The 17458-nt window shown below is 73.8% G+C and carries 18 protein-coding genes; all 18 read right to left on the bottom strand.

What is annotated here, in order from left to right:
- Window positions 1-25: 25 nt before the first annotated feature.
- On the bottom strand, window positions 26-946 hold the full coding sequence (locus tag O7602_RS11940) for a carbohydrate ABC transporter permease (RefSeq protein ID WP_281588769.1): 921 nt from the start codon (window positions 944-946) through the stop codon (window positions 26-28).
- Window positions 943-1956 (bottom strand): ABC transporter permease subunit, encoded by a 1014-nt coding sequence (locus tag O7602_RS11935; protein ID WP_281588767.1) that lies wholly within the window; start codon window positions 1954-1956, stop codon window positions 943-945. Before O7602_RS11935 ends, O7602_RS11940 begins: the two co-directional genes overlap by 4 nt.
- Entirely contained in the window at window positions 1953-3632 is a 1680-nt protein-coding gene (locus O7602_RS11930) for an extracellular solute-binding protein (RefSeq protein ID WP_281588765.1), read from the bottom strand. The genes O7602_RS11935 and O7602_RS11930 overlap by 4 nt, the downstream gene beginning before the upstream one ends.
- 105 nt (window positions 3633-3737) lie before the next feature.
- Window positions 3738-4427: a dihydrofolate reductase family protein gene (locus tag O7602_RS11925; protein WP_281588762.1), complete on the bottom strand. Its 690-nt coding sequence runs from the start codon at window positions 4425-4427 to the stop codon at window positions 3738-3740.
- Entirely contained in the window at window positions 4424-5053 is a 630-nt protein-coding gene (ribA, locus tag O7602_RS11920) for a GTP cyclohydrolase II (protein WP_281588761.1), read from the bottom strand. Before ribA ends, O7602_RS11925 begins: the two co-directional genes overlap by 4 nt.
- A 68-nt stretch (window positions 5054-5121) precedes the next feature.
- Window positions 5122-6057, bottom strand: a complete 936-nt coding sequence (locus O7602_RS11915; protein WP_281590266.1) for a lysylphosphatidylglycerol synthase domain-containing protein — start codon at window positions 6055-6057, stop codon at window positions 5122-5124.
- A gap of 120 nt (window positions 6058-6177) precedes the next feature.
- Window positions 6178-6984: an SAM-dependent methyltransferase gene (locus O7602_RS11910; RefSeq protein WP_281588759.1), complete on the bottom strand. Its 807-nt coding sequence runs from the start codon at window positions 6982-6984 to the stop codon at window positions 6178-6180.
- Entirely contained in the window at window positions 6981-8015 is a 1035-nt protein-coding gene (locus tag O7602_RS11905) for a glycosyltransferase family 4 protein (protein ID WP_281588757.1), read from the bottom strand. Before O7602_RS11905 ends, O7602_RS11910 begins: the two co-directional genes overlap by 4 nt.
- Before the next feature lie 4 nt (window positions 8016-8019).
- Window positions 8020-8418: a 6-carboxytetrahydropterin synthase gene (locus O7602_RS11900; protein WP_281588754.1), complete on the bottom strand. Its 399-nt coding sequence runs from the start codon at window positions 8416-8418 to the stop codon at window positions 8020-8022.
- A 2-nt stretch (window positions 8419-8420) separates the two neighbouring features.
- Window positions 8421-9398 (bottom strand): dehydrogenase, encoded by a 978-nt coding sequence (locus tag O7602_RS11895; protein ID WP_281588752.1) that lies wholly within the window; start codon window positions 9396-9398, stop codon window positions 8421-8423.
- Window positions 9399-9492: 94 nt separating this feature from the next.
- Window positions 9493-9771: a hypothetical protein gene (locus tag O7602_RS11890; protein ID WP_281588751.1), complete on the bottom strand. Its 279-nt coding sequence runs from the start codon at window positions 9769-9771 to the stop codon at window positions 9493-9495.
- Window positions 9772-9867: 96 nt separating this feature from the next.
- Complete coding sequence (locus O7602_RS11885; protein ID WP_281588750.1) at window positions 9868-10245, bottom strand: DUF1622 domain-containing protein; 378 nt, start codon at window positions 10243-10245, stop codon at window positions 9868-9870.
- A gap of 138 nt (window positions 10246-10383) precedes the next feature.
- Window positions 10384-11745 carry a pectinesterase family protein gene (locus tag O7602_RS11880; protein ID WP_281590264.1) on the bottom strand — a complete coding sequence of 454 codons (1362 nt, stop codon included), beginning with the start codon at window positions 11743-11745 and terminating at the stop codon, window positions 10384-10386.
- Window positions 11627-12793, bottom strand: coding sequence for a sigma-70 family RNA polymerase sigma factor (locus tag O7602_RS11875; protein WP_281588749.1), 1167 nt, complete (start codon window positions 12791-12793; stop codon window positions 11627-11629). The genes O7602_RS11880 and O7602_RS11875 overlap by 119 nt, the downstream gene beginning before the upstream one ends.
- Before the next feature lie 103 nt (window positions 12794-12896).
- A complete protein-coding gene (locus tag O7602_RS11870) occupies window positions 12897-13562 on the bottom strand; it encodes a TcmI family type II polyketide cyclase (RefSeq protein WP_281588747.1) in 666 nt (221 codons plus the stop codon).
- Entirely contained in the window at window positions 13544-14809 is a 1266-nt protein-coding gene (locus tag O7602_RS11865; protein ID WP_281588745.1) for a cytochrome P450, read from the bottom strand. Before O7602_RS11865 ends, O7602_RS11870 begins: the two co-directional genes overlap by 19 nt.
- Window positions 14806-15102, bottom strand: coding sequence for an antibiotic biosynthesis monooxygenase family protein (locus O7602_RS11860; RefSeq protein WP_281588743.1), 297 nt, complete (start codon window positions 15100-15102; stop codon window positions 14806-14808). The genes O7602_RS11865 and O7602_RS11860 overlap by 4 nt, the downstream gene beginning before the upstream one ends.
- Before the next feature lie 23 nt (window positions 15103-15125).
- Entirely contained in the window at window positions 15126-17393 is a 2268-nt protein-coding gene (locus O7602_RS11855) for an FAD-dependent monooxygenase (RefSeq protein ID WP_281588741.1), read from the bottom strand.
- Window positions 17394-17458: the final 65 nt, after the last annotated feature.

Below are 17458 nucleotides of genomic sequence, written 5' to 3'. Positions count from 1 at the left end.
GCCGACCGCCCGGTGCGCGGGCGGCTCAGCCCTTGACCGCGCCGATCAGCACGCCCTTGATGAAGTGCCGCTGGACGAACGGGTAGACCGCGACGATCGGCGCGACGGTCAGCACCACCACCGCCATCTTGACCGCCTCGGTCGGCGGCATGTTCACCCCGGTGGTGCCGCCCGCGGTGTGCGGCGCCTGCCCGGCCAGCAGGTAGCTCTGGAGCACCCGCTGGATCGGGTACATGTCGTTGCGGTCGATGAACAGCAACGCGTCGAACCAGACGTTCCAGTAGCTGACCGCGTAGAAGAGGCCGACCACGGCGATGACCGCGCGGGACAGCGGCAGCACGATCCGGGCCAGGGTACGGAAGTCGCTGGCCCCGTCGATGCGGGCGCTGTCCAGCAACTCCTGCGGGATGCCCTGGAAGAAGCCGCGCACCACGACGAGGTTGAACACGCTGATCGCCGGCGGGAGGACCAGCGCCCAGATGGTGTCCTTGAGCCCCAGCCCGGTGACCACCAGATAGCGGGGCACCAGCGGGGGGTAGACCAGGAACGGGAGGAGGAAGTAGGCGAGCAGCCAGCGGTGCCCGAGCGACCCCGGCCGGGACAGCCCGTACGCGGCCAGCACGGTGACGGTGAGCGCGATCGCGGTGCCGCAGACGGTGACGAGCGTGCTGACCCACAGTGCCCGGGTGACCGCGCCGCCGGCGAGGATGGTCTGGTAGGCCGAGGTGTCGATGCCCTTCGGCACGATCACCAGGCCGCCGGCGTCGGCGATGGTCTGCCGGGAGGAGAGGCTTGTCACCAGCACCACCCAGAGCGGGAAGAGCACCCCGAGCACCAGCAGCGTGAGCACGAGGGCCTTGAGCCCCTGACCGACCGGGGTCGGGGGCTCCTCCCAGATCGGGCGGCGGGCGCGGGCGCCGGACGGCCGGCGGGTGAGCACGGTCATGACTTCGAGTAGACCCCTCGCTCGCCGAGCATGTGCGCCACCCGGTTGGCGGCCAGGATCAGCACGAGGCCGATGACGGCTTTGAACAGCCCGGCCGCCGCGCCGTAGCCGTAGTTTCCGGTGGCGATGGAGAAGTGGTAGACGAAGGTGTCGAGCACCTCGGCGGCCTGCCGGCCGACCGCGTCGCGTTGCAGCAGGAACTGCTCGAAGCCGACCGAGAGCGCGTCGCCCAGGCGCAGGATGAGCAGCAGGACGATCACCGGACGCAGGCCGGGCAGCGTGATGTGCCACAGCCGCCGCCACCGCCCAGCGCCGTCCGCGGCGGCTGCCTCGTAGAGGTTCTGGTCGATGGTGGACAGCGCGGCCAGGAAGACGATGGTGCCCCAGCCGACGTCCTTCCACACCGCCTCCGCGGTGACCAGGACGATGAACGTGTCCGGGTTGGTCATCACGTGCCACGGCTGCATGCCGGCTTCGCGCATGGTCTGCGCCAGCAGCCCGGCGCCGCCGAGCATGGCGACGAAGAAGGTGACCACAAGCACCCAGCTGAAGAAGTGCGGCAGGTAGACGACGGTCTGGACGAAGCCGCGCAGCCGGCTGGAGAGCAGGTTGTGCAGCATGACCGCGAGCAGGATCGGCAGCGGGAAGAAGAACACGAGTTGGAACGCGGTGATGGCGAGCGTGTTGCGGAACGCGTCCCAGAACGCCGGGTCGTCGAAGAGGAGCTGGAACTGGCCGAACCCGATCCAGTTGCTGTGCGTGAACGCCTGCCAGGGGTTGTCGCCGAGGTAGGGGTTGTAGTCCTGGAACGCGATGACGTTGCCGGCGATCGGCAGGTAGCTGAAGACCAGCAGGATCCCGAAGCCGGGCGCCACCATGGCCAGCAGTTGCCAGTCGCGCCGCAGCCGGGTGCCCAGCGGCACCCGACGACGGCGGGGCGCGCGTACCGGTGGGGCCGGCTCGTCGGGTCGGGCCCGCTCGGGCCCGACCACGACGGCCGGCTCGCTCACTTGGCCGCCTTGGGCAGCGAGTCGGCGAGCAGCTTGCGGGCTTCCTCCCCGCCGTTCGACTTCCACTCCGCGACGATGGCGTCCGCGTCGCTGAGCGGGCGCCGGCCGCGCAGGACGTCGGTGAACTTGTCCTCGGTGGGCACCTGGTTGGCCTTGAAGGCGGCCGGCATCTCCAGCTTGACCCCGGCCCAGGGGTTCTTCTCCAGGAACTTGACCATCTGGTTGGAGTAGTTCAGCACGTCCGGCACGTAGCGGGGGGTTTCCGGGTACGGCCCGATGGTGGGGTTGCGACCGCTGATGAAGAAGTATTGATTCGCGATCTCCTTGAACGCCAGGTCGGTCTTCACCGGCCCGTTCGGCGACGTGGTGTGGTGCTTGCCCTCGACGCCGTAGTCGCGGAGCTGGGCCTCCTGGCTGCCGAGCGGCGCGGAGCACCAGTTGATGATCCGCAGCAGCTCTTGGACCCGGTCCTTGCCGAGGCCCTTCTTGACGAAGGTGTACGAGATCGGCTTGTCCTCGCCCCAGACCAGCGGGTCGCCGCCGGTGGCGGAGAAGATCGGCACCGGCTGGATGTTCAACTTCGGGTTGGTCTTCTGGTGCTCGGCCTGGGCGCCCTGCCACATGCCCATGCCGTCCTGCTTGAACACGATCGCGCCGTTCTTGGCGAACAACTGCTTGGCGTCGGCGCCCCGGCTGGCCACGATGTCCGGGTGGACCAGGCCGTCCTTGTAGATCTTGGCCATCACCTCAAGCGCCTGGCGGAACTCCGGGGTCTCGTACTTGAACTCCGGCGTCCCGTCGGAGCGCAGCCGCCATCCCTGGTTGGCGCCGGGCACCCGGTGGAACATCTGGATCATGGCGAAGACGTCGTCGAACGCCCACACCTTGCGGGCCGGGTCGGTGACCTGCTTGGCGATGGTGAGCAGGTCGTCGAGGTTTGTCGGTATCGACAGGCCGCGCGCGTCGAGCACATCCTTGCGGGCGAACAGCGCCCACGGGAACGGCGAGTCGGTGGGATTGGGCACGGACACCAGTCGCTCGTTCCACACCGCCTGGCGCCAGGCCCCGGTCGGGAAGCTCGCCAGCATCGGGTACGCGGACACGGCGTCGCCCTTGAGGTGGTCGGTGAGATCCTCGAAGAGCGCCTTGATCGCCTCGGCGAAGCGCGGGATCTTCTCCACCTCCCAGTTCGGCACGCAGAGCAGCTCCGGCACGTCCCGGGCGCTGAGCATCGCGTTGAGCTTGTCGGCGTAGGTGATGCCGTCCTGGATGGTGAAGTTGACGGGCGTGCCCAGCTCGGCGTTGACGGCCTGGAGGTAGGCGCTCTGCGCGATGCCGGTCGGCGCCGGCCCCCACGCGGGCGTCATCGCGGTGACCTGCTTGCCGCTGGTGCCGGGCTTGTCGGTGATCGCGTCGACGAGGGTGGCCGGATAGCTGGTGTAGCCGTCGGCCACCGGGCGGGTGCCGACGATGTCGGGTTTGATGGCGCCGGTCAGGTCCTTGTGCGTCGGCAGCAGGCCGGAGACGGCGTCGAGCTGCTGGGCGCCGCCGGAGCCGGCGGGTTTCTCGGAGCAGCCGGCGAGCAGCGGGCCGGTGGTGGTGGCGGCCACGCCGAGGCCGACCAGGCCGAGGAAGCGGCGACGGGAGGAGCCCGGATCGGGGTGGTGCTCGCTCATCGGTCCCCCTTCGGGAGGGATGCACGGTGGAATGTTCGTATGGATGGTCAACAAACTAACTTCGACCGTGAGCTTGCACAAGAGCGAACCGGAGGCGGCCTTTGGTCAGGCCGGGCAGCGGTCGGACAAGGCGTAGCGGGTGAGCACCACGTCGCCGATCTGGCGTACCTCGATCACCCGGGCACGGCGGCCCGGGTGCCACGGGAAGTGGCCCTCCCCGACGAACCTGGGCGCCCGGCCGTCCCCCACGAAGAACGGCGCGACCACCAGGTGCAGCTCGTCGGCGAGGCCGGCGGTGAGGAACTGGCGGTGCATCATGCCGCCGCCCTCGACCATCAACCTGCCGATCCCCCGCCCGGCCAGGTCGGCGACCACCGCGTCCGGGGTGGCCGGCGCACCGGCGTCGACCACGGTGGCCACGGCACCCACCTGCTCCCGGGCCTTCTCCACCACCCCGCTCGGGCAGTAGACGAGCTTGAGCCCGTCGCCGGTGGTGAAGAACCGGGCCCCCGGGTCGAGGTCACCGCTGCCGGTGACCGTCACCTTCACCGGCGACGGCGGCAGGCCCCGGGCCACCCGCTCGGCCCGCCGCCGCTCGCTGCGCACCAGCAGCCGGGGATCGTCGCGGCGGACCGTGGCCGCGCCCACCATGATCGCGTCGCACGCGGCCCGCGTCGCGTCGACCCGGTCCAGGTCGTCGTCGTTGGACAGCAGCAACCGCTCGGTGGTCGCGTCGTCGATGTAACCGTCGATCGACATTGCGCAGCTGAGCAGCACGTACGGGCGGGTGGTCACGGCACGAACGGCAGGTCGAGGGCATGGTCGGCGCGGGTGACCTTGGCGGCCAGATAGCCGGCGTTGGCCGGGGACAGGTGCACGCCGGTGGCGACCCGGTCGGCCACGGTGATGCCCAGCCGCTCGATCTGGTCGGCCTTGTCCGGGTTGTTGCTGAGCAGGGCCACCCGGTCCACACCCAGCGCGGCGAGCATCTGCGCGGCCACGGTGTAGTCCCGCTCGTCCGCGCCCCGGCCCAGGGCCAGGTTCGCCTCGTACGTGTCGAGGCCGTCGTCCTGGAGGGCGTACGCGTCGAGCTTGGCGTACAGGCCGATCCCCCGCCCCTCCTGGCGCAGGTAGAGCAGGTAGCCGCCGGCCTCGGCGATCCGCTCGACCGCCTCGCGCAACTGCGGGCCGCAGTCGCAGCGCTGGCTGCCGAACACGTCACCGGTGAGGCACTCGCTGTGCGGGCGGACCAGCGGCGGGGCGGACCCACCGGGCTCACCCAGCCCGAACGCCAGATGCTCCCGGCCGTCCACCAGACCGTGGAAGGTGTGCACCCGCGCGGTGGTCACATAGCCGTCGGGGAACCGTAGCGGGACCGTGACCCGGGTCCGGATCGTCGCGCTGGGCAGGGGCTCGTCCATGGTTCTCCTCCGTTCGGTCGCCGGGCGGGCCCGACGACGCACACCTCGCACCCTCACCGTATGCGGGATCACCGACAGTTGCCGGGCTCCCGGGTCGGCCGCCGACGGGCCAGCAGCACCACGGCGCCGGGCAGGCTGGCCACCAGGACCAGCGCGCCGTAGACGGTGCCGGTGGCGACGCCCTGCGCGGCGGTCAGGCCGGCCGCGGCGAACGCCCAGGCGGCCACGCCCTCCCGCGGCCCGAAACCGCCCACGTTCAGCGGCACCGCCATGGCCAGCAGGGCGAGCAGGGTCAGCGGCAGCAGGCGGGACAGCGGCGCGTCGACGCCGGCGGTGCGGGCCGCCACCAGGAAGGTCGCCAGGTGACCGGCGAACACCACGGTCGAGGCGATCACCACACCGGCCCAGGTACGCCGGGCCAGCAGCCCGGAGCGGACGTCGGCGAGCGCGGTACGGGCCGCCCGGGCGGACCGGGACGCCCCCGACCGGGGCACCGCGCGGGCGGCCAGCACCAGCGCCACGGCGACCACCGCCAGGACAACCGCCAGCACCGGCAGGTAGGGGCGGACCGGCGACGGGAACGCGGCAAGCACGGTCACCGCGATGACCACCTGCACCACCTGTCCCGCGGTGCGCTCCCACACCACGGCCCGCACTCCCCGGGCCACGTCACCGGCGTCCCGGCCGTGCCGCACCGCCCGGTGCACGTCGCCGAGCACACCGCCGGGCAGGGTGGAGTTGAGGAAGATCGCCCGGTAGCAGTGCGCGACGGCGGCCCGCATCGGCAGCCGTACGCCCAGCCCGCCGGCGACCAGCGACCAGCGCCAGGCGCAGCACACGGTGGTGACCACACCGATGGCGAGCGCGGCGGCGAGCGCCGGGGCGTCGATCAGCCGCAGCCCGGCCAGGAACGGGCCGGTGCCCACGTACCCGACGAGCGCGACGAGCACGGCCAGCCCGGCGGCCGGACGGACCCAGGCCCCGCGTACCCGGGCGGTGCGCATCCAGGCCGGTCGCGCCCGGAGCCGGCGGAGCCGGGCCGGTACGGGCGCGGCGATGGCGACATGTGACAAACGGTCCTCCCTCGTTCCCACCGGATGTCACGTGTCGGCGGGCCGTACGGTTCACCCGGCGAGCAGGTCGGCATGGTGCAGCACCACCTCGACCCGGCCGGCGGCGGCCTCGGCGAGCCGCCACTTCCTATACGTCGCGGCGGGGCCGGCCAGATGCGGGCGTTCCTCGACGGCCGCGTCGACCCAGCCGGACAGCCACTCGGCGGTCAGCGCGGCCCGCTCCGGGCCGAGCCGCCACGGGGTGGACCGCACCGCCACCCCGACGCCGTGGCGGCCGAACGCGGCCACGGTGGCGTCCACCGCGTCCGGCCCGAGCAGGACCCGCCCGTCGACGGTGCGCCGCTGGTGGGCGTTGAACGCGTCGGCCAGGTCGGCGTCGAGCGGGTCGGCCGGGGTGAACTCGGCCCGGCCGGACACGCTGAGCGCGAACAGGGTCGGGTGGCCGGCGCAGGCCGTCACCATCCGGTCGACCTCGTCGGCGGTGAGCATGTCCAGCAGCGCCGACGCGGTCACCAGGTGGGCGTCGGCCAGGTCGGCGGCGGTCAGCCGGGTGATGTCCGAGCCCCGGGTGGTCACCGTGACCGGGGCGCCGTCGGCCGCGGTGAGCCCGCCGCCGGCGAGCGCCAGCAGGTCCCGGTCGCGCTCGTGCAGCACCCAGTGCTGCGGGCCGGGCAGCCGGGGAGCCAGCCAGCGGGCCATCGAACCGGTGCCGCTGCCCAGGTCGTGCACGACGAGCGGCCGGTCGGCGGGCAGCCGGTCGCGGACCGCGTCGACCAGCTCGACCGAACGGGCGTCGGCGTCGGCCGGCTCACGCAGCCGCAACCAGTCCGCGAAGTCGGGTGGGAGCGAGGTGGTCATGCGGTCGCCTCCTTCAGCGCCGTCGCCAGCCGGTCCACGGTGACCGGCCAGCCGGTGAGGGTGTCCCGCCGCTGCCGGGCCGCGCGACGCAGCCGGTCCCGCAGGCCGGGGTCGGTGAGCCAACGGCGCAGCGCGCCGGCGGCGGCGCCCGCGTCGTCCGGCGGCACCAGCAGGCCGGGCCGGTCGCCGCCGGGGGCGCGCCCGAGGGTGGCCGGCAGGCCGCCGGTCTCGCTTGCCAGCACCGGTACGCCCCGGGCCAGGGCCTCGGTCACCACCATGCCGTAGGTCTCCCGCCGGGACGGCAGGACCAGCAGATCGGCGGCGGCGTACGCGTCGGCCAGGTCCGCTCCGGCGCGCGGGCCGGCCAACCGGACCCGGCCGGTCAGTCCGGTGGCGGTGAGCCGCCGGCGCAGCCGGTGCACGAACGCCGGGTCCCGGTCGAGCGGGCCGATCCAGTCGCAGGTCCAGTCCAGGTCGGCGATCTCGGCGAGCGCGGCGGCCAGCAGGTCGTGCCCCTTGATCGGGGTGACCGCCGCGACGCAGAGCAACCGGCCGCCGCCGGGCGTGCCGGAGGCGAGCGGCGCCGGGTCGACCCCGGGCGGGGCGACACTCACCCGGTCGGGGGCGAGCGGATAGCGCGCCAGCAGCCGGCGGCGGGTCCACTCGCTCGTGGTGACCACCGCGGTCGCCGCCGCGAGAGCCCGCCGCTCGGCCTCGTCCTCGATCGGCAGGTGCACGAGCACCGCCAGGCGCAGCCGGGCGGCGTGCGGGGCGAGCACGTCCGGCACGGTCGAGGCGACCAGGCCGTCGAGCAGGACCGTCGCGCCGTCGGGCAACGCGCCGAGCAGCCCGGCCAGCGCGGCCCGTTCCGGCTCGCCCGGGTGCGGCCAGCCGCCCGGCACCTGGTGCTCGCGCACCGTCCAGCCGAGCGCGGCCAGCCCCCGGCAGACGTGCCGGTCGTACGCGTTGCCGCCGCTGGGGTTCGCCGGGTCGTCGATGTCGCCCGGCAGCACCACGTGGACGGCGGTCATCCGGTCACAGCGACCGCTCGTAGCTCGCCCACGCGACGTGCGACTCGTGCAGGGTGACGGTGATCCCGGCCAGGCCCCGCGCCCCCTCCCCCAGCCGGCCGGCGTGCGTCGCGTCGGCGAGCCGGTCGGCGACGGTGCGGGCCAGCACCTCGGTGGTGGTGTTCACCCCGGCGAAGGCCGGCTCGTCGTCCAGGTTTCGGTAGGTCAGCTCGCCGAGCACCGCCTTGAGCTGCTCGGTGGCCAGCCCGATGTCGACCACGACCCCGTCGGCGTCCAACTCCGGCCGGCGGAACGTGGCGTCGACGACGAAGGTGGCGCCGTGCAGCTTCTGGGCCGGGCCGAAGACCTCGCCGCGGAAACTGTGGGCCACCATCATGTGGTCCCGGACGGTCACGCTGAACACGATCACTCCTCGCCGTAGGTGATGAGATGGCAGAGCGCCGGCAGCTCGCCCGAGGCGAGCCGGTCCAGCACGTCGGGCAGGTCGGTGAAGCGGGACCGGCCGGTGAGCAGCGCGTCGAACGCCGGGTCGGCCAGCAGGTCCAGGGCGAGGGCGAGCCGGTCGGCGTAGCTTCGGTCGGCGCGCCGGGGCGACACGGTGCCGACCTGGCTGCTGCGGATGCCGAGCCGCCGGGAGTGGAACGCGCCGCCGAGCGCGAGGGTGACCGGGCGGTCGCCGTACCAGCTCAGCTCCAGCACGGTGCCCTCCGGGCGGAGCAGTTCCAGCCCGCGTTGCAGGCCGGCGGCGCTGGCGCTGGCGTGCACCACCAGGTCACGGTCGCCGGTCGCGTCGGCGGGCGAGGCGAAGTCGACGCCGAGCGCCGCGGCCACCGCGGCCCGGGCCGGGTCGGCGTCGACGAGCTCGACCCGCACGCCGGGGAAGCGGGCCAGCAGGGCGGTCACGCTGAGGCCGACCATCCCGCCGCCGATCACGGTGACCCGGTCGCCGACCAGCGGCGCGGCGTCCCAGAGCGCGTTCACCGCCGTCTCCACGGTGCCGGCCAGCACGGCGCGCTCCGCCGGCACGCCGTCCGGCACGACCACCACGGCGTCGGCCGGGACCACGTACGCGCTCTGGTGCGGGTACAGGCAGAAGACGGTACGGCCGAGCAGCCGTTCGGCGCCGGCCTCGACCGTGCCGACGCTGAGGTAGCCGTACTTCACCGGCGCCGGGAAGTCGCCCTCCTGGAAGGGTGCGCGCATGGTGGCGTGCTGGTCGGCGGGGACCCGGCCGGTGAAGACGAGTGTCTCGGTGCCCCGGCTGACCGCGGAGAACCGGGTGCGGACCAGCACCTCGCCGGGGCCGGGCGGGGCGAGCCGGACCGGCCGGAGCTCGCCCTCGCCGGGGGCGCGGAGCCAGAAGGCACGGGCGTCGACGGTCACGAACCCTCCTCAGGTCCCGCATTCCGGTCAGGTTGTCGATCATAAACACGGGACCGGGAGGCACATGGTTCAGACCGCCCGACGGGCCGGCCGTTCAGGCGGCCCGCCGCCGTTCCCCGGCCGCACGGCCGGTCGACTCGTCGCGGCCGGCGCGGCGGCCGGTGTCCCCGGCCAGTCGCATCGCCCGCCGGGCCGAGTCCAGCGGCTCGCAGGGCGCCGGCCGGCCGGCGCAGAGCAGGCTGGAGCACCGGCCCTGGGCGTCGGGCCGGTGGTTCGCGGCCACGTCGTACGCGGCCCGCCACAGCAGTGGGTCGGTGACGCCGTACGGCAGCGCGGCGTCCTGACTGGACCTGGTCCGGATCGTGTCGGGCACCGGTGTCCCCTCTCGGTCGTCACTCCCGGTATCAGTGACCCGGTGAGCCGGGATCAAACCTCTCACCTGCGCAGTTGTGCCCGCCAGCGAGCAATGTCACGTCCGGCCCGCGCCCGGGGCGCTGCCCACCGGGGGCTTGCCCTGCCAGGGCCAGCGACCGTCCAACTCGACCTCCAGCGAGAAGCTGAGGAACGTCCGGACCGCCACGATCAGCGCCAGCACGCCGACGCTGGTGAAGGTGGGCGACACCGCGACGGTGCGGATGATGTCGCCGCCGACCAGGAACTCCAGGCCGAGCAGGATGGCCCGCCCCACCCCCTGCCGGTACGCCCGGTAGTGCGCCACCACCTGCCGGGTCCGGCCGCAGCGCACCGCGTACACCACCGTGGCGACCACGACACCGACCCCGATGACAAGCACCCCGGCCAGGTCCAGCAGCGCCCCGATGTGCTGGATGATCTGCTTGGTCGGCACCCGACACCCCCGTACGCCTCGGCCTCAGCCTCGCGCATCCGGCGCCGTCGGCGGGCCGGTTTGCCGGTGACGGACGATCGGCCGGGACGGCGGGGAGCTGACCCGCCCGCCGTCCCGGCCGCCGACCTCAGGCGACGGTCACATCGGGTTCCAGCCGTCGGTGCCGGCCAGGTACCTCTGCGGGGTGTAGTTGGCGGCCTGGGCGTCGCTCATCTGGGGGCGGTTGCCGTTGACGGTCGCGCCGGGGCCGGTGTTGCGGTATTCGGAGAAGCGGGCGTTCTGCCAGGTGTTGCCGCTCATGTCGGTCCATGGCTGGCTGGTCTTGACGGTGTTGCTGAGCGTGGACTCGCGGTAGAGCACCTGGGCGCCCTGGCCCCAGGGGCGGCCGAGCGTGGTGTTGTTGCTGCCGGTGCCGGTGATGGTGGACCGGTAGATCAGGAATCCGTAGGGCTTGGCGGGGTCGGTCCGGGCGGCGGTGATGGGGGCGCCGGTGGAACGCTTCTCGTGGATGGTGGAGGCGTGGATGACGACGGTGCCGTCGCCGAAGATGAAGTCGACGGTGCCCTCAATGTAGGAGTCGACCACGTAGGCGCGGGTGCGCACGTTGACCAGGAAGGTGTCCTGGTCACCGAGGAGCCGGACGTTGCGCAGCACGGCCCGGTCGGCGTTGAGGTGCAGCGCGACGGCCTGCTGGTCGACTGTCGTGTTGTTCTCGACGTAGTCGTTGGCGATGGTCAGGTTCTCCGCGACGAAGTTCGCGCCGTCGACGAACACGCTGGCGCTGGCGAAGGTGCCGTTGCTGCCCGCGGAGTTGTTGAACACGAGCACCGTGTTCGACGGGGACGAGCCGAGGCCCTGGAAGGTGATGTTCGGCTTGTTCGACGGCACGCGCACCACCTGCCGGTAGGTGCCGGGCTTGATGGTGATGACCCGCCGGGTGGTGTTGTTGGCCGGCACCGCGTCCACCGCCTCCTGCACGGTGCGGTAGCTGCCGCTGCCGTCCGCGGCCACGGTCGGCCTGCCGGCCGGCGGGGTGGTGGGCGGCGGGGTGGTCGGCGGCGCAGTGGTCGGCGGCGGCGTGGTCGGCGGCGGCGTGGTCGGCCCGGAGGTCGGGGTGGATGTCGGTGTGGGGGTGGACGAGTCGCCGCAGGCCACGCCGTTGAGCGTGAACGCGGTCGGGCTCGGGTTGGTGGTGCCGCTGGACACGCCGTTGAAGCCGACGTCGACGCTCGCGCCGGCGGCGATGGTCGCGTTCCAGTCGACGTTCGTGGCGACCACGGCCGCGCCGGACGACGTGGCGGTGAAGCCCCACGACTGCGCGACGGTCTGCCCGGCCGGGAACGTCCAGCCGAGACGCCAGCCGGTGAGCGTGTCACCGAGGTTACGGATGGTGATGGCCGCGCTGAAGCCGCCGGGCCACTGCGCGGTGACCCGGTAGTCGACCTGGCAGCCCGCGGCGGCCTGGGACGGGCGGGCGGTGACGACGCCCACGGCGGCGATGGCGGTGGTGACGAGGACGGCCAGCACGGCCGCCGTCTGTCGTCGGACGAGATGTCTCACGGTTCTCCCGGGTTCGGTGCGGATGCGGTGTGGTCGCCCCCACCGGCACCGCCATCGCTGGCGGCGGCCCTCGCGGCGGGGAGCGGTGCCCGGAACGGGTGCTGCCCGGCGACCCGTCAGCACACAGACGGGCCCACCGCGACCGCGACAACGGGTTTCCGCGGATTTCCCAGAAGGCGGTCGGGCCGGCACCGGTCCCGGCCGGCCGGGCCCCGACCGCGGCGCGCCGCCCGGCCGGGGCCGCCGGCCCGGCAGGCACCGGCCGCGCCTGCTCCGGCCCGGCCCGATGTCCGCCGGCCGCGAGGCAGCGCGGGCAGGCAAGCACGTGCCGGCCCAGCCGCTTGCGCCAGAGCGGGGCGAGCGCACCGTCCCAGCCCCGCGCGGCGAGGGCCAACTCCGGGCAGCGCGGCGTGGCCCGCCACGCGCCCAGCACGGTGTACGCCTGCGCCAGGCGGGCGCGCATCCGCTGGATCCGGACCGCCGCGTGGGCCGGGCCGACCGCCAGCGCCGCGGCCAGGTCGGCGCGGTTGAGCTCGCCGTTCAGCTCCCGCCACCACAGGGCGAGCACCTCGCGGTCGTCGGGGTCGAGCCACTCGACGGCGCAGTGCACGTCCCGCCGCTCCGCGTCCCGGCCCACCCCGGCCAGCACCGCGCCGGCCACGTCCGCGGCCGGGTCCGGCGGCTCCGCGGACGGATCCAGCGGCACCTGCCGGGACGCGGCCCGCCGGCGGGCGTGTTCCCGGACCTGACGGATGGCGATGGTGACCAGCCAGGCCCGGAAGCGTTCCGGGTCGCGAAGCGCGGGCAGCCGCTCGACCACCCGCAGCATGACCTCCTGTGTCACGTCGTCGACGTCCGGGTGCCCGGCGAGCGCGCGTCCGACCACGCGGTACACGAGCGACAGGTGCGCGGCGAGCAGCGCGGCGAGCGCGCCCCGGTCGCCCCGGCGCGCGGCCGTCACCAGCTCGACGTCCACCGGCGCCGCCACGACGCACCGCCCTCCGGCCCCCGGAGATGCCGACCACCGGCGATCGTGGGAGCGCGCCCAGAGGCTGACACACCGTCACCGGCGTGTAAACCTCCGGCGACGCTCAGTCCTGGGCGCGCCAGCGGTAGAAGACGGTTGCCGCCTGGTCCTGCGGGCCGCGGCAGAGATCCGGCCGGTACGGCTCGACGTACGGGCCGAGGTCCTGCATCACCTTGGCGAAGGCCGGCTTGTCGGCGTGCTGGTCGCGGGTGGCCTCGGCGGCCGACGACTCCTGCTCCAGCAGGTGGACGTAGACGTCGTCGATCGAGTAGAGCCAGCGGCCGGTGACGCCCAGGTCGGTCGGGAGCGACCCGGCGTCGGACTCGCCGAACACCCGGGCCACGTCCGGTTCGGCGCCCGGCTTGATCCGCCCGACGATCACGGTGAGCGTGGTGTCCGCGGGCGGCTCGCCGTCGGGCGCCCAGTGGTAGAACTCCTTGGCCACCGAGTCCGACGGGTTCTTCCAGTAACGCGGGTACGGCGTCACGTACGGGCCGATCTCCTCGGCGATCTTCTGGAACGCGGGCAGCCCGCGGGTCTGCCCGGAGATCCGCGGGTCCTGCTCCCGCTCGATCACGTGCAGGTAGAGGTCGTGGTGGGAGAGCAGGTAGCGCCCGACGACCCCGAGGTCCTGCGGGCGGGTGACCTGGTCGTAGTGGCCGAAGACGTTGCCGACGACCTCGTCGCTGCCGGGGACCATGTGGCAGACGATCACGTTCCGGAAGACCATGACTGCTCCTTGGGTGAGTGCGGCACGGAGAAGGTGACGGGCAGTTCCAGCAGGCCGCGGAACGGCGAGGCGGCGGGCAACCGGCGCACCTCGGCGGGCGGGACGGCGAGCCGCAGCCCGGGCAGCCGGCGCAGCAGCGCGGAGAGCGCGAGCAGCGCCTCCATCCGGGCCAGCGAGACGCCGAGGCAGTAGTGCACGCCGTGCCCGAAGCCCAGGTGCGGTCCCCGGACCCGGCGCAGGTCGAGCCGGTCGGGGTCGGTGAAGTGGTCCGGGTCGTGGTTGGCCGCGTTGATCGCCACCCCGACGATGGCGCCGCGCGGGATGCGTACCCCGTGGTAGTCGACGTCCTCGGTGGCGATGCGCGGGCTGGCCACCGGCAGCGGGCCGTCGAACCGCAGCAGCTCCTCGATCGCGGTGGGCAGCAGGCGCGGCGTGGTACGCAGCAGGTCGAGTTGTTCCGGGTGGGTGAGCAGCGCCAGCACCGCGTTGCCGAGGAAGTCGGCGGTGGTCTGGTGCCCGGCGAACAGCAGCAGGAAGGTGGTGGTGACCAGCTCCGCCTCGGACAGCGTCCGGTCCCGGTCGACGGCGTCCACGAGCGCGCCGATGATGTCGTCGGCCGGGTCGTCGCGCTTGGCCCGGACCAGGTCGGCCAGGTAGTGGTGCAGCCGCAGCTGGGCCTCCTGCACCGCGGCGCGTTCCTCGGCGGGCGGCCGGCTGGTGGAACCCGAGGTGCGGATGACCTGGGTCCAGTCGAGCACCCGGTCGTGGTCGGCCGGCGGCACGCCGAGCAGCTCGCAGATGACAGTCATCGGCAGCGGGATGGCGAACTCGCGCATCAGGTCCGCCTCGCCCCGCGGGATCATCTTGTCGATCAGGTGGTCCACGATCGTGGCCACCCGGGGGCGCAGCGCCTCGATCCGCCGCGGCGCGAACGCCTGCGACACCACCCGACGCAGCCGGGTGTGCTCGGGCGGGTCGGAGTTGAGCATGTTGCGGTTCAACCCCTCCGAGTTCGGGCCGAAGATCCGCAGGTAGTGCTGGTCGGGCCCGTAGAGGTCCTTGGACAGGCGCGGGTCGGTGAGCGCCCCCCGCGCGTCGTCGAACCGGGTGATCAGCCAGGAGTCGAAGCGCGGCGAGCCGACCGGGCAGACCGGTCGGTGCGCGCGCAGCCGGGCGAAGGTCGGGTAGGGGTCGGCCGCGAACGCGTCCGTGTACAGCTCGGCGGCGGGCACGACGTCCTCGGTCATCGGGCCTCCTCCCCCGGCTCGCCGGACACGCTGTGCAGCACCTGGTACGTGTGCCGCTGGGCGGACTCGCGCAACTCGCGGACCACCCGCAGCAGCCGGTCCCGGTGCGCGCTGCGGCCGAACGCGTCCAACCGTTCCCGGTCCGCCCAGTCGCTGATGATCAGATAGCTGCGCGGGTCGTCGGCGTCGCGGACCAGATCCTGGTGCAGGCAGCCGTCCAGGGTGCGGATCTCCTCGGCGGCGGTGCGCCACTCGGCCTCGAAACGCTCCGCGCAGCCCTCCCGGGTCCGCATCGCCAGGACCGTGCGGACCCGGCTCACCGGGCGCCGCCGAACACCAGGCCCAGGTGCTTGCGGAGCGCGTCGGCGTCGACCGGGGCGCCCCGGAAACCGACGTGCCCGTCCGGGCGGATCAGGTAGAGCCCGGTGCCGGCCAGGCCGTACCCGGCCCGGAACCGGCGGTCGGCGTCGCGCAGCACCGGCGGGTCGGCCAGTCGCGGCTCGTCGACATCCGGGTCCAGCAGCAGGTACGCGTCGAGCTCCCCGCCGGCCTGCCGACGCGCGTCGGCGCAGAGGTCGGCGAGACCGGCCAGCTCCGCCGCGCCGGCCGTGGCGTCGGCGTAGAGCAGCAGCGTGTGCCGGGTTCCCCGGGTCAGGTCCCGGAGCCGCAGCGGGTGGCCGACGCCGCGCCGGCGCAGGCCCTCGACGTCCGGCGCGCGGTCGCCGGGCCGGGGCGCGTCGCCGAGCGCGGCCGGGTCCGCGACGGTCTCCCCGACCAGCGGGCTGCCGGCGTAACTGAGCAGCAGCGACATCTCCTGGCGGAACTGCCGTTCCAGATCGGCGCGGTCCAGTTCCTCGGTGCCCGCCAGCCGCACCGCCCGGCCGACGATCTCCTCGCCCTCCGGGCGCCGCTCGGCCTCGTAGCTGTCGAGCAGCCCCGGCGCGGCGAGCCCGCGTACCGCCAGGGCCAGCTTCCAGGCCAGGTTCCAGGCGTCCTGGATGCCGGTGTTCATGCCCTGCCCACCGGCCGGCGGGTGCAGGTGGGCGGCGTCGCCGGCGACGAAGACCCGGCCGTGGCGGTAGCGGTCGACGATGCCGTGGCTGATCCGGAACACCGACGACCAGCGCAGGTTCGACGCCCGGGTGCCGGGCGGCGCGAGCCGGTCGAGGGCGGCCTGCACGTCGTCGAGGGTCGGTGAGGCGAGTTCCTCGCTGAACCCGGGCGGGGCGTCCTGCCCACCGGTCTGGGCGAAGAACCGGGGCGGGGCCAGGGTGGCGATGCGGTAGCGGTGCTCGCCGCGCAGCGGCACGCAGACGAGCATCCCGTCCATCTGCCCGTCGGTGGTGTGCAGGAACCGCAGCAGGTGCCCGTCCGGCATGTCCCAGTCCACGTCGACGTCGACGAGCATGAACAGTTGCGGGAAGCGGCCCAGCCCGCCGGTGAAGGTGAGCCCGAGCCGCTCGCGCACCCGGCTGTGCGCGCCGTCGCAGCCGACGAGGTACGCCGCCCGTACCGTCTCGGTGGCGCCGTCGGCGGTGCGGACGGCGGCGGTCACGCCGTCGGCGTCCTGGGTGAAGTCGACGAGCTCGGCGCCGCGTCGCGGACGGACGCCGAGCGTGGCGAGCCGGGCGGTGAGGATCCGCTCGGTCTCGTACTGCGGCAGGCCGAGGTGGGCGTAGGGCAGGCCGGGCAGCTCCCAGCTCATCCGGTGGGTCTGCACGCCGTTGACGAAGACCATGTTGCCGGTGAGCCAGATGCCGGCGTCCATCGCCTCCCGGACGACGCCCTGCTCCTCCCAGATCTCCATGGTGCGGCAGTGCACGCCGATCGCCTTGTCGGCCTGGCCCGGCGGGGCCGCCAGCTTCTCGATCACCTGGCAGTCGACGCCGCGGCGGGCCAGCTCGACGGCGGCGGTCAGCCCGGTGGGGCCCGCCCCGACGACAAGTACGTCAGTTGTCCTCTGCACGTCGGCCTCCCTGACCGTGGTGTGGTGTCGGCGGCCCCCACCGTCGGGCACGACGTGGAAGAGGCGGCGCCGGATGTCCAGCAGGAACGGTGCGATCGGCCCGGCCTGCGCCGAGGCGTGGGCCGGATCGGCGATCCAGTCGAGGAACTCGGCCGCGCCGTCCCACTCGGCGACGATGTGGTGCGTGTCCGAGCCGGGTTCGCGGAGCAGTTGCTCGCGCCGGTAGCCCGGCACGGCGGTCATCCGCCGCACCACCTCGGGGTAGCCGCGGTGGAACTCGGCGAGGCGGGCGCACGGCACGGTCAACTCCACGTCCACGTAGACCGGGCCGGCGCCCTCCTCCGTCTCGGTCAGCAGCGGATAGTCGGGCGGCCCGGCCGGGTCGGTCAGCGGCCGGAGCAGGTCGGCCAGGCGCGTCGCCACCGGACCGTCCCGGTACGCGCGCAGCGCCGCCTCGTCGGTCCACTCGGTGACCACGACGAAGCCGTACGAGTCCAGGGCGTCGCGGAGCAGCTCGTGGCGCAGGCCGCCGGTGAGGGCGCGGAGCTGCCCGACCACGTCCGCCCAGGCCGGGCCCACCGCGGGCGCGCAACCGGGACGCGCCCGAAGCCGACGCATCGTCCTGATCATGCCGCCCCCTCGCGCCGTGCCGTCCTCGTGCCGCGACCCTGCCGCAGGCCGCG

The organism is Micromonospora sp. WMMD1128 (genome assembly GCF_027497235.1).
Lineage (GTDB): Bacteria > Actinomycetota > Actinomycetes > Mycobacteriales > Micromonosporaceae > Micromonospora.
This window is presented reverse-complemented; position numbering and strand designations above follow the sequence as displayed.

Coding starts and splice junctions, on each gene's coding strand:
- O7602_RS11860 (WP_281588743.1), bottom strand. CDS start 15,102: ATGCGGACCCGGGAGGGCTGCGCGGAGCGTTTCGAGGCCGAGTGGCGC.
- ribA (WP_281588761.1), bottom strand. CDS start 5,053: ATGGACGAGCCCCTGCCCAGCGCGACGATCCGGACCCGGGTCACGGTC.
- O7602_RS11910 (WP_281588759.1), bottom strand. CDS start 6,984: ATGACCACCTCGCTCCCACCCGACTTCGCGGACTGGTTGCGGCTGCGT.
- O7602_RS11855 (WP_281588741.1), bottom strand. CDS start 17,393: ATGCGTCGGCTTCGGGCGCGTCCCGGTTGCGCGCCCGCGGTGGGCCCG.
- O7602_RS11870 (WP_281588747.1), bottom strand. CDS start 13,562: ATGGTCTTCCGGAACGTGATCGTCTGCCACATGGTCCCCGGCAGCGAC.
- O7602_RS11905 (WP_281588757.1), bottom strand. CDS start 8,015: ATGACCGCCGTCCACGTGGTGCTGCCGGGCGACATCGACGACCCGGCG.
- O7602_RS11865 (WP_281588745.1), bottom strand. CDS start 14,809: ATGACCGAGGACGTCGTGCCCGCCGCCGAGCTGTACACGGACGCGTTC.
- O7602_RS11930 (WP_281588765.1), bottom strand. CDS start 3,632: ATGAGCGAGCACCACCCCGATCCGGGCTCCTCCCGTCGCCGCTTCCTC.
- O7602_RS11915 (WP_281590266.1), bottom strand. CDS start 6,057: ATGCGCACCGCCCGGGTACGCGGGGCCTGGGTCCGTCCGGCCGCCGGG.
- O7602_RS11940 (WP_281588769.1), bottom strand. CDS start 946: ATGACCGTGCTCACCCGCCGGCCGTCCGGCGCCCGCGCCCGCCGCCCG.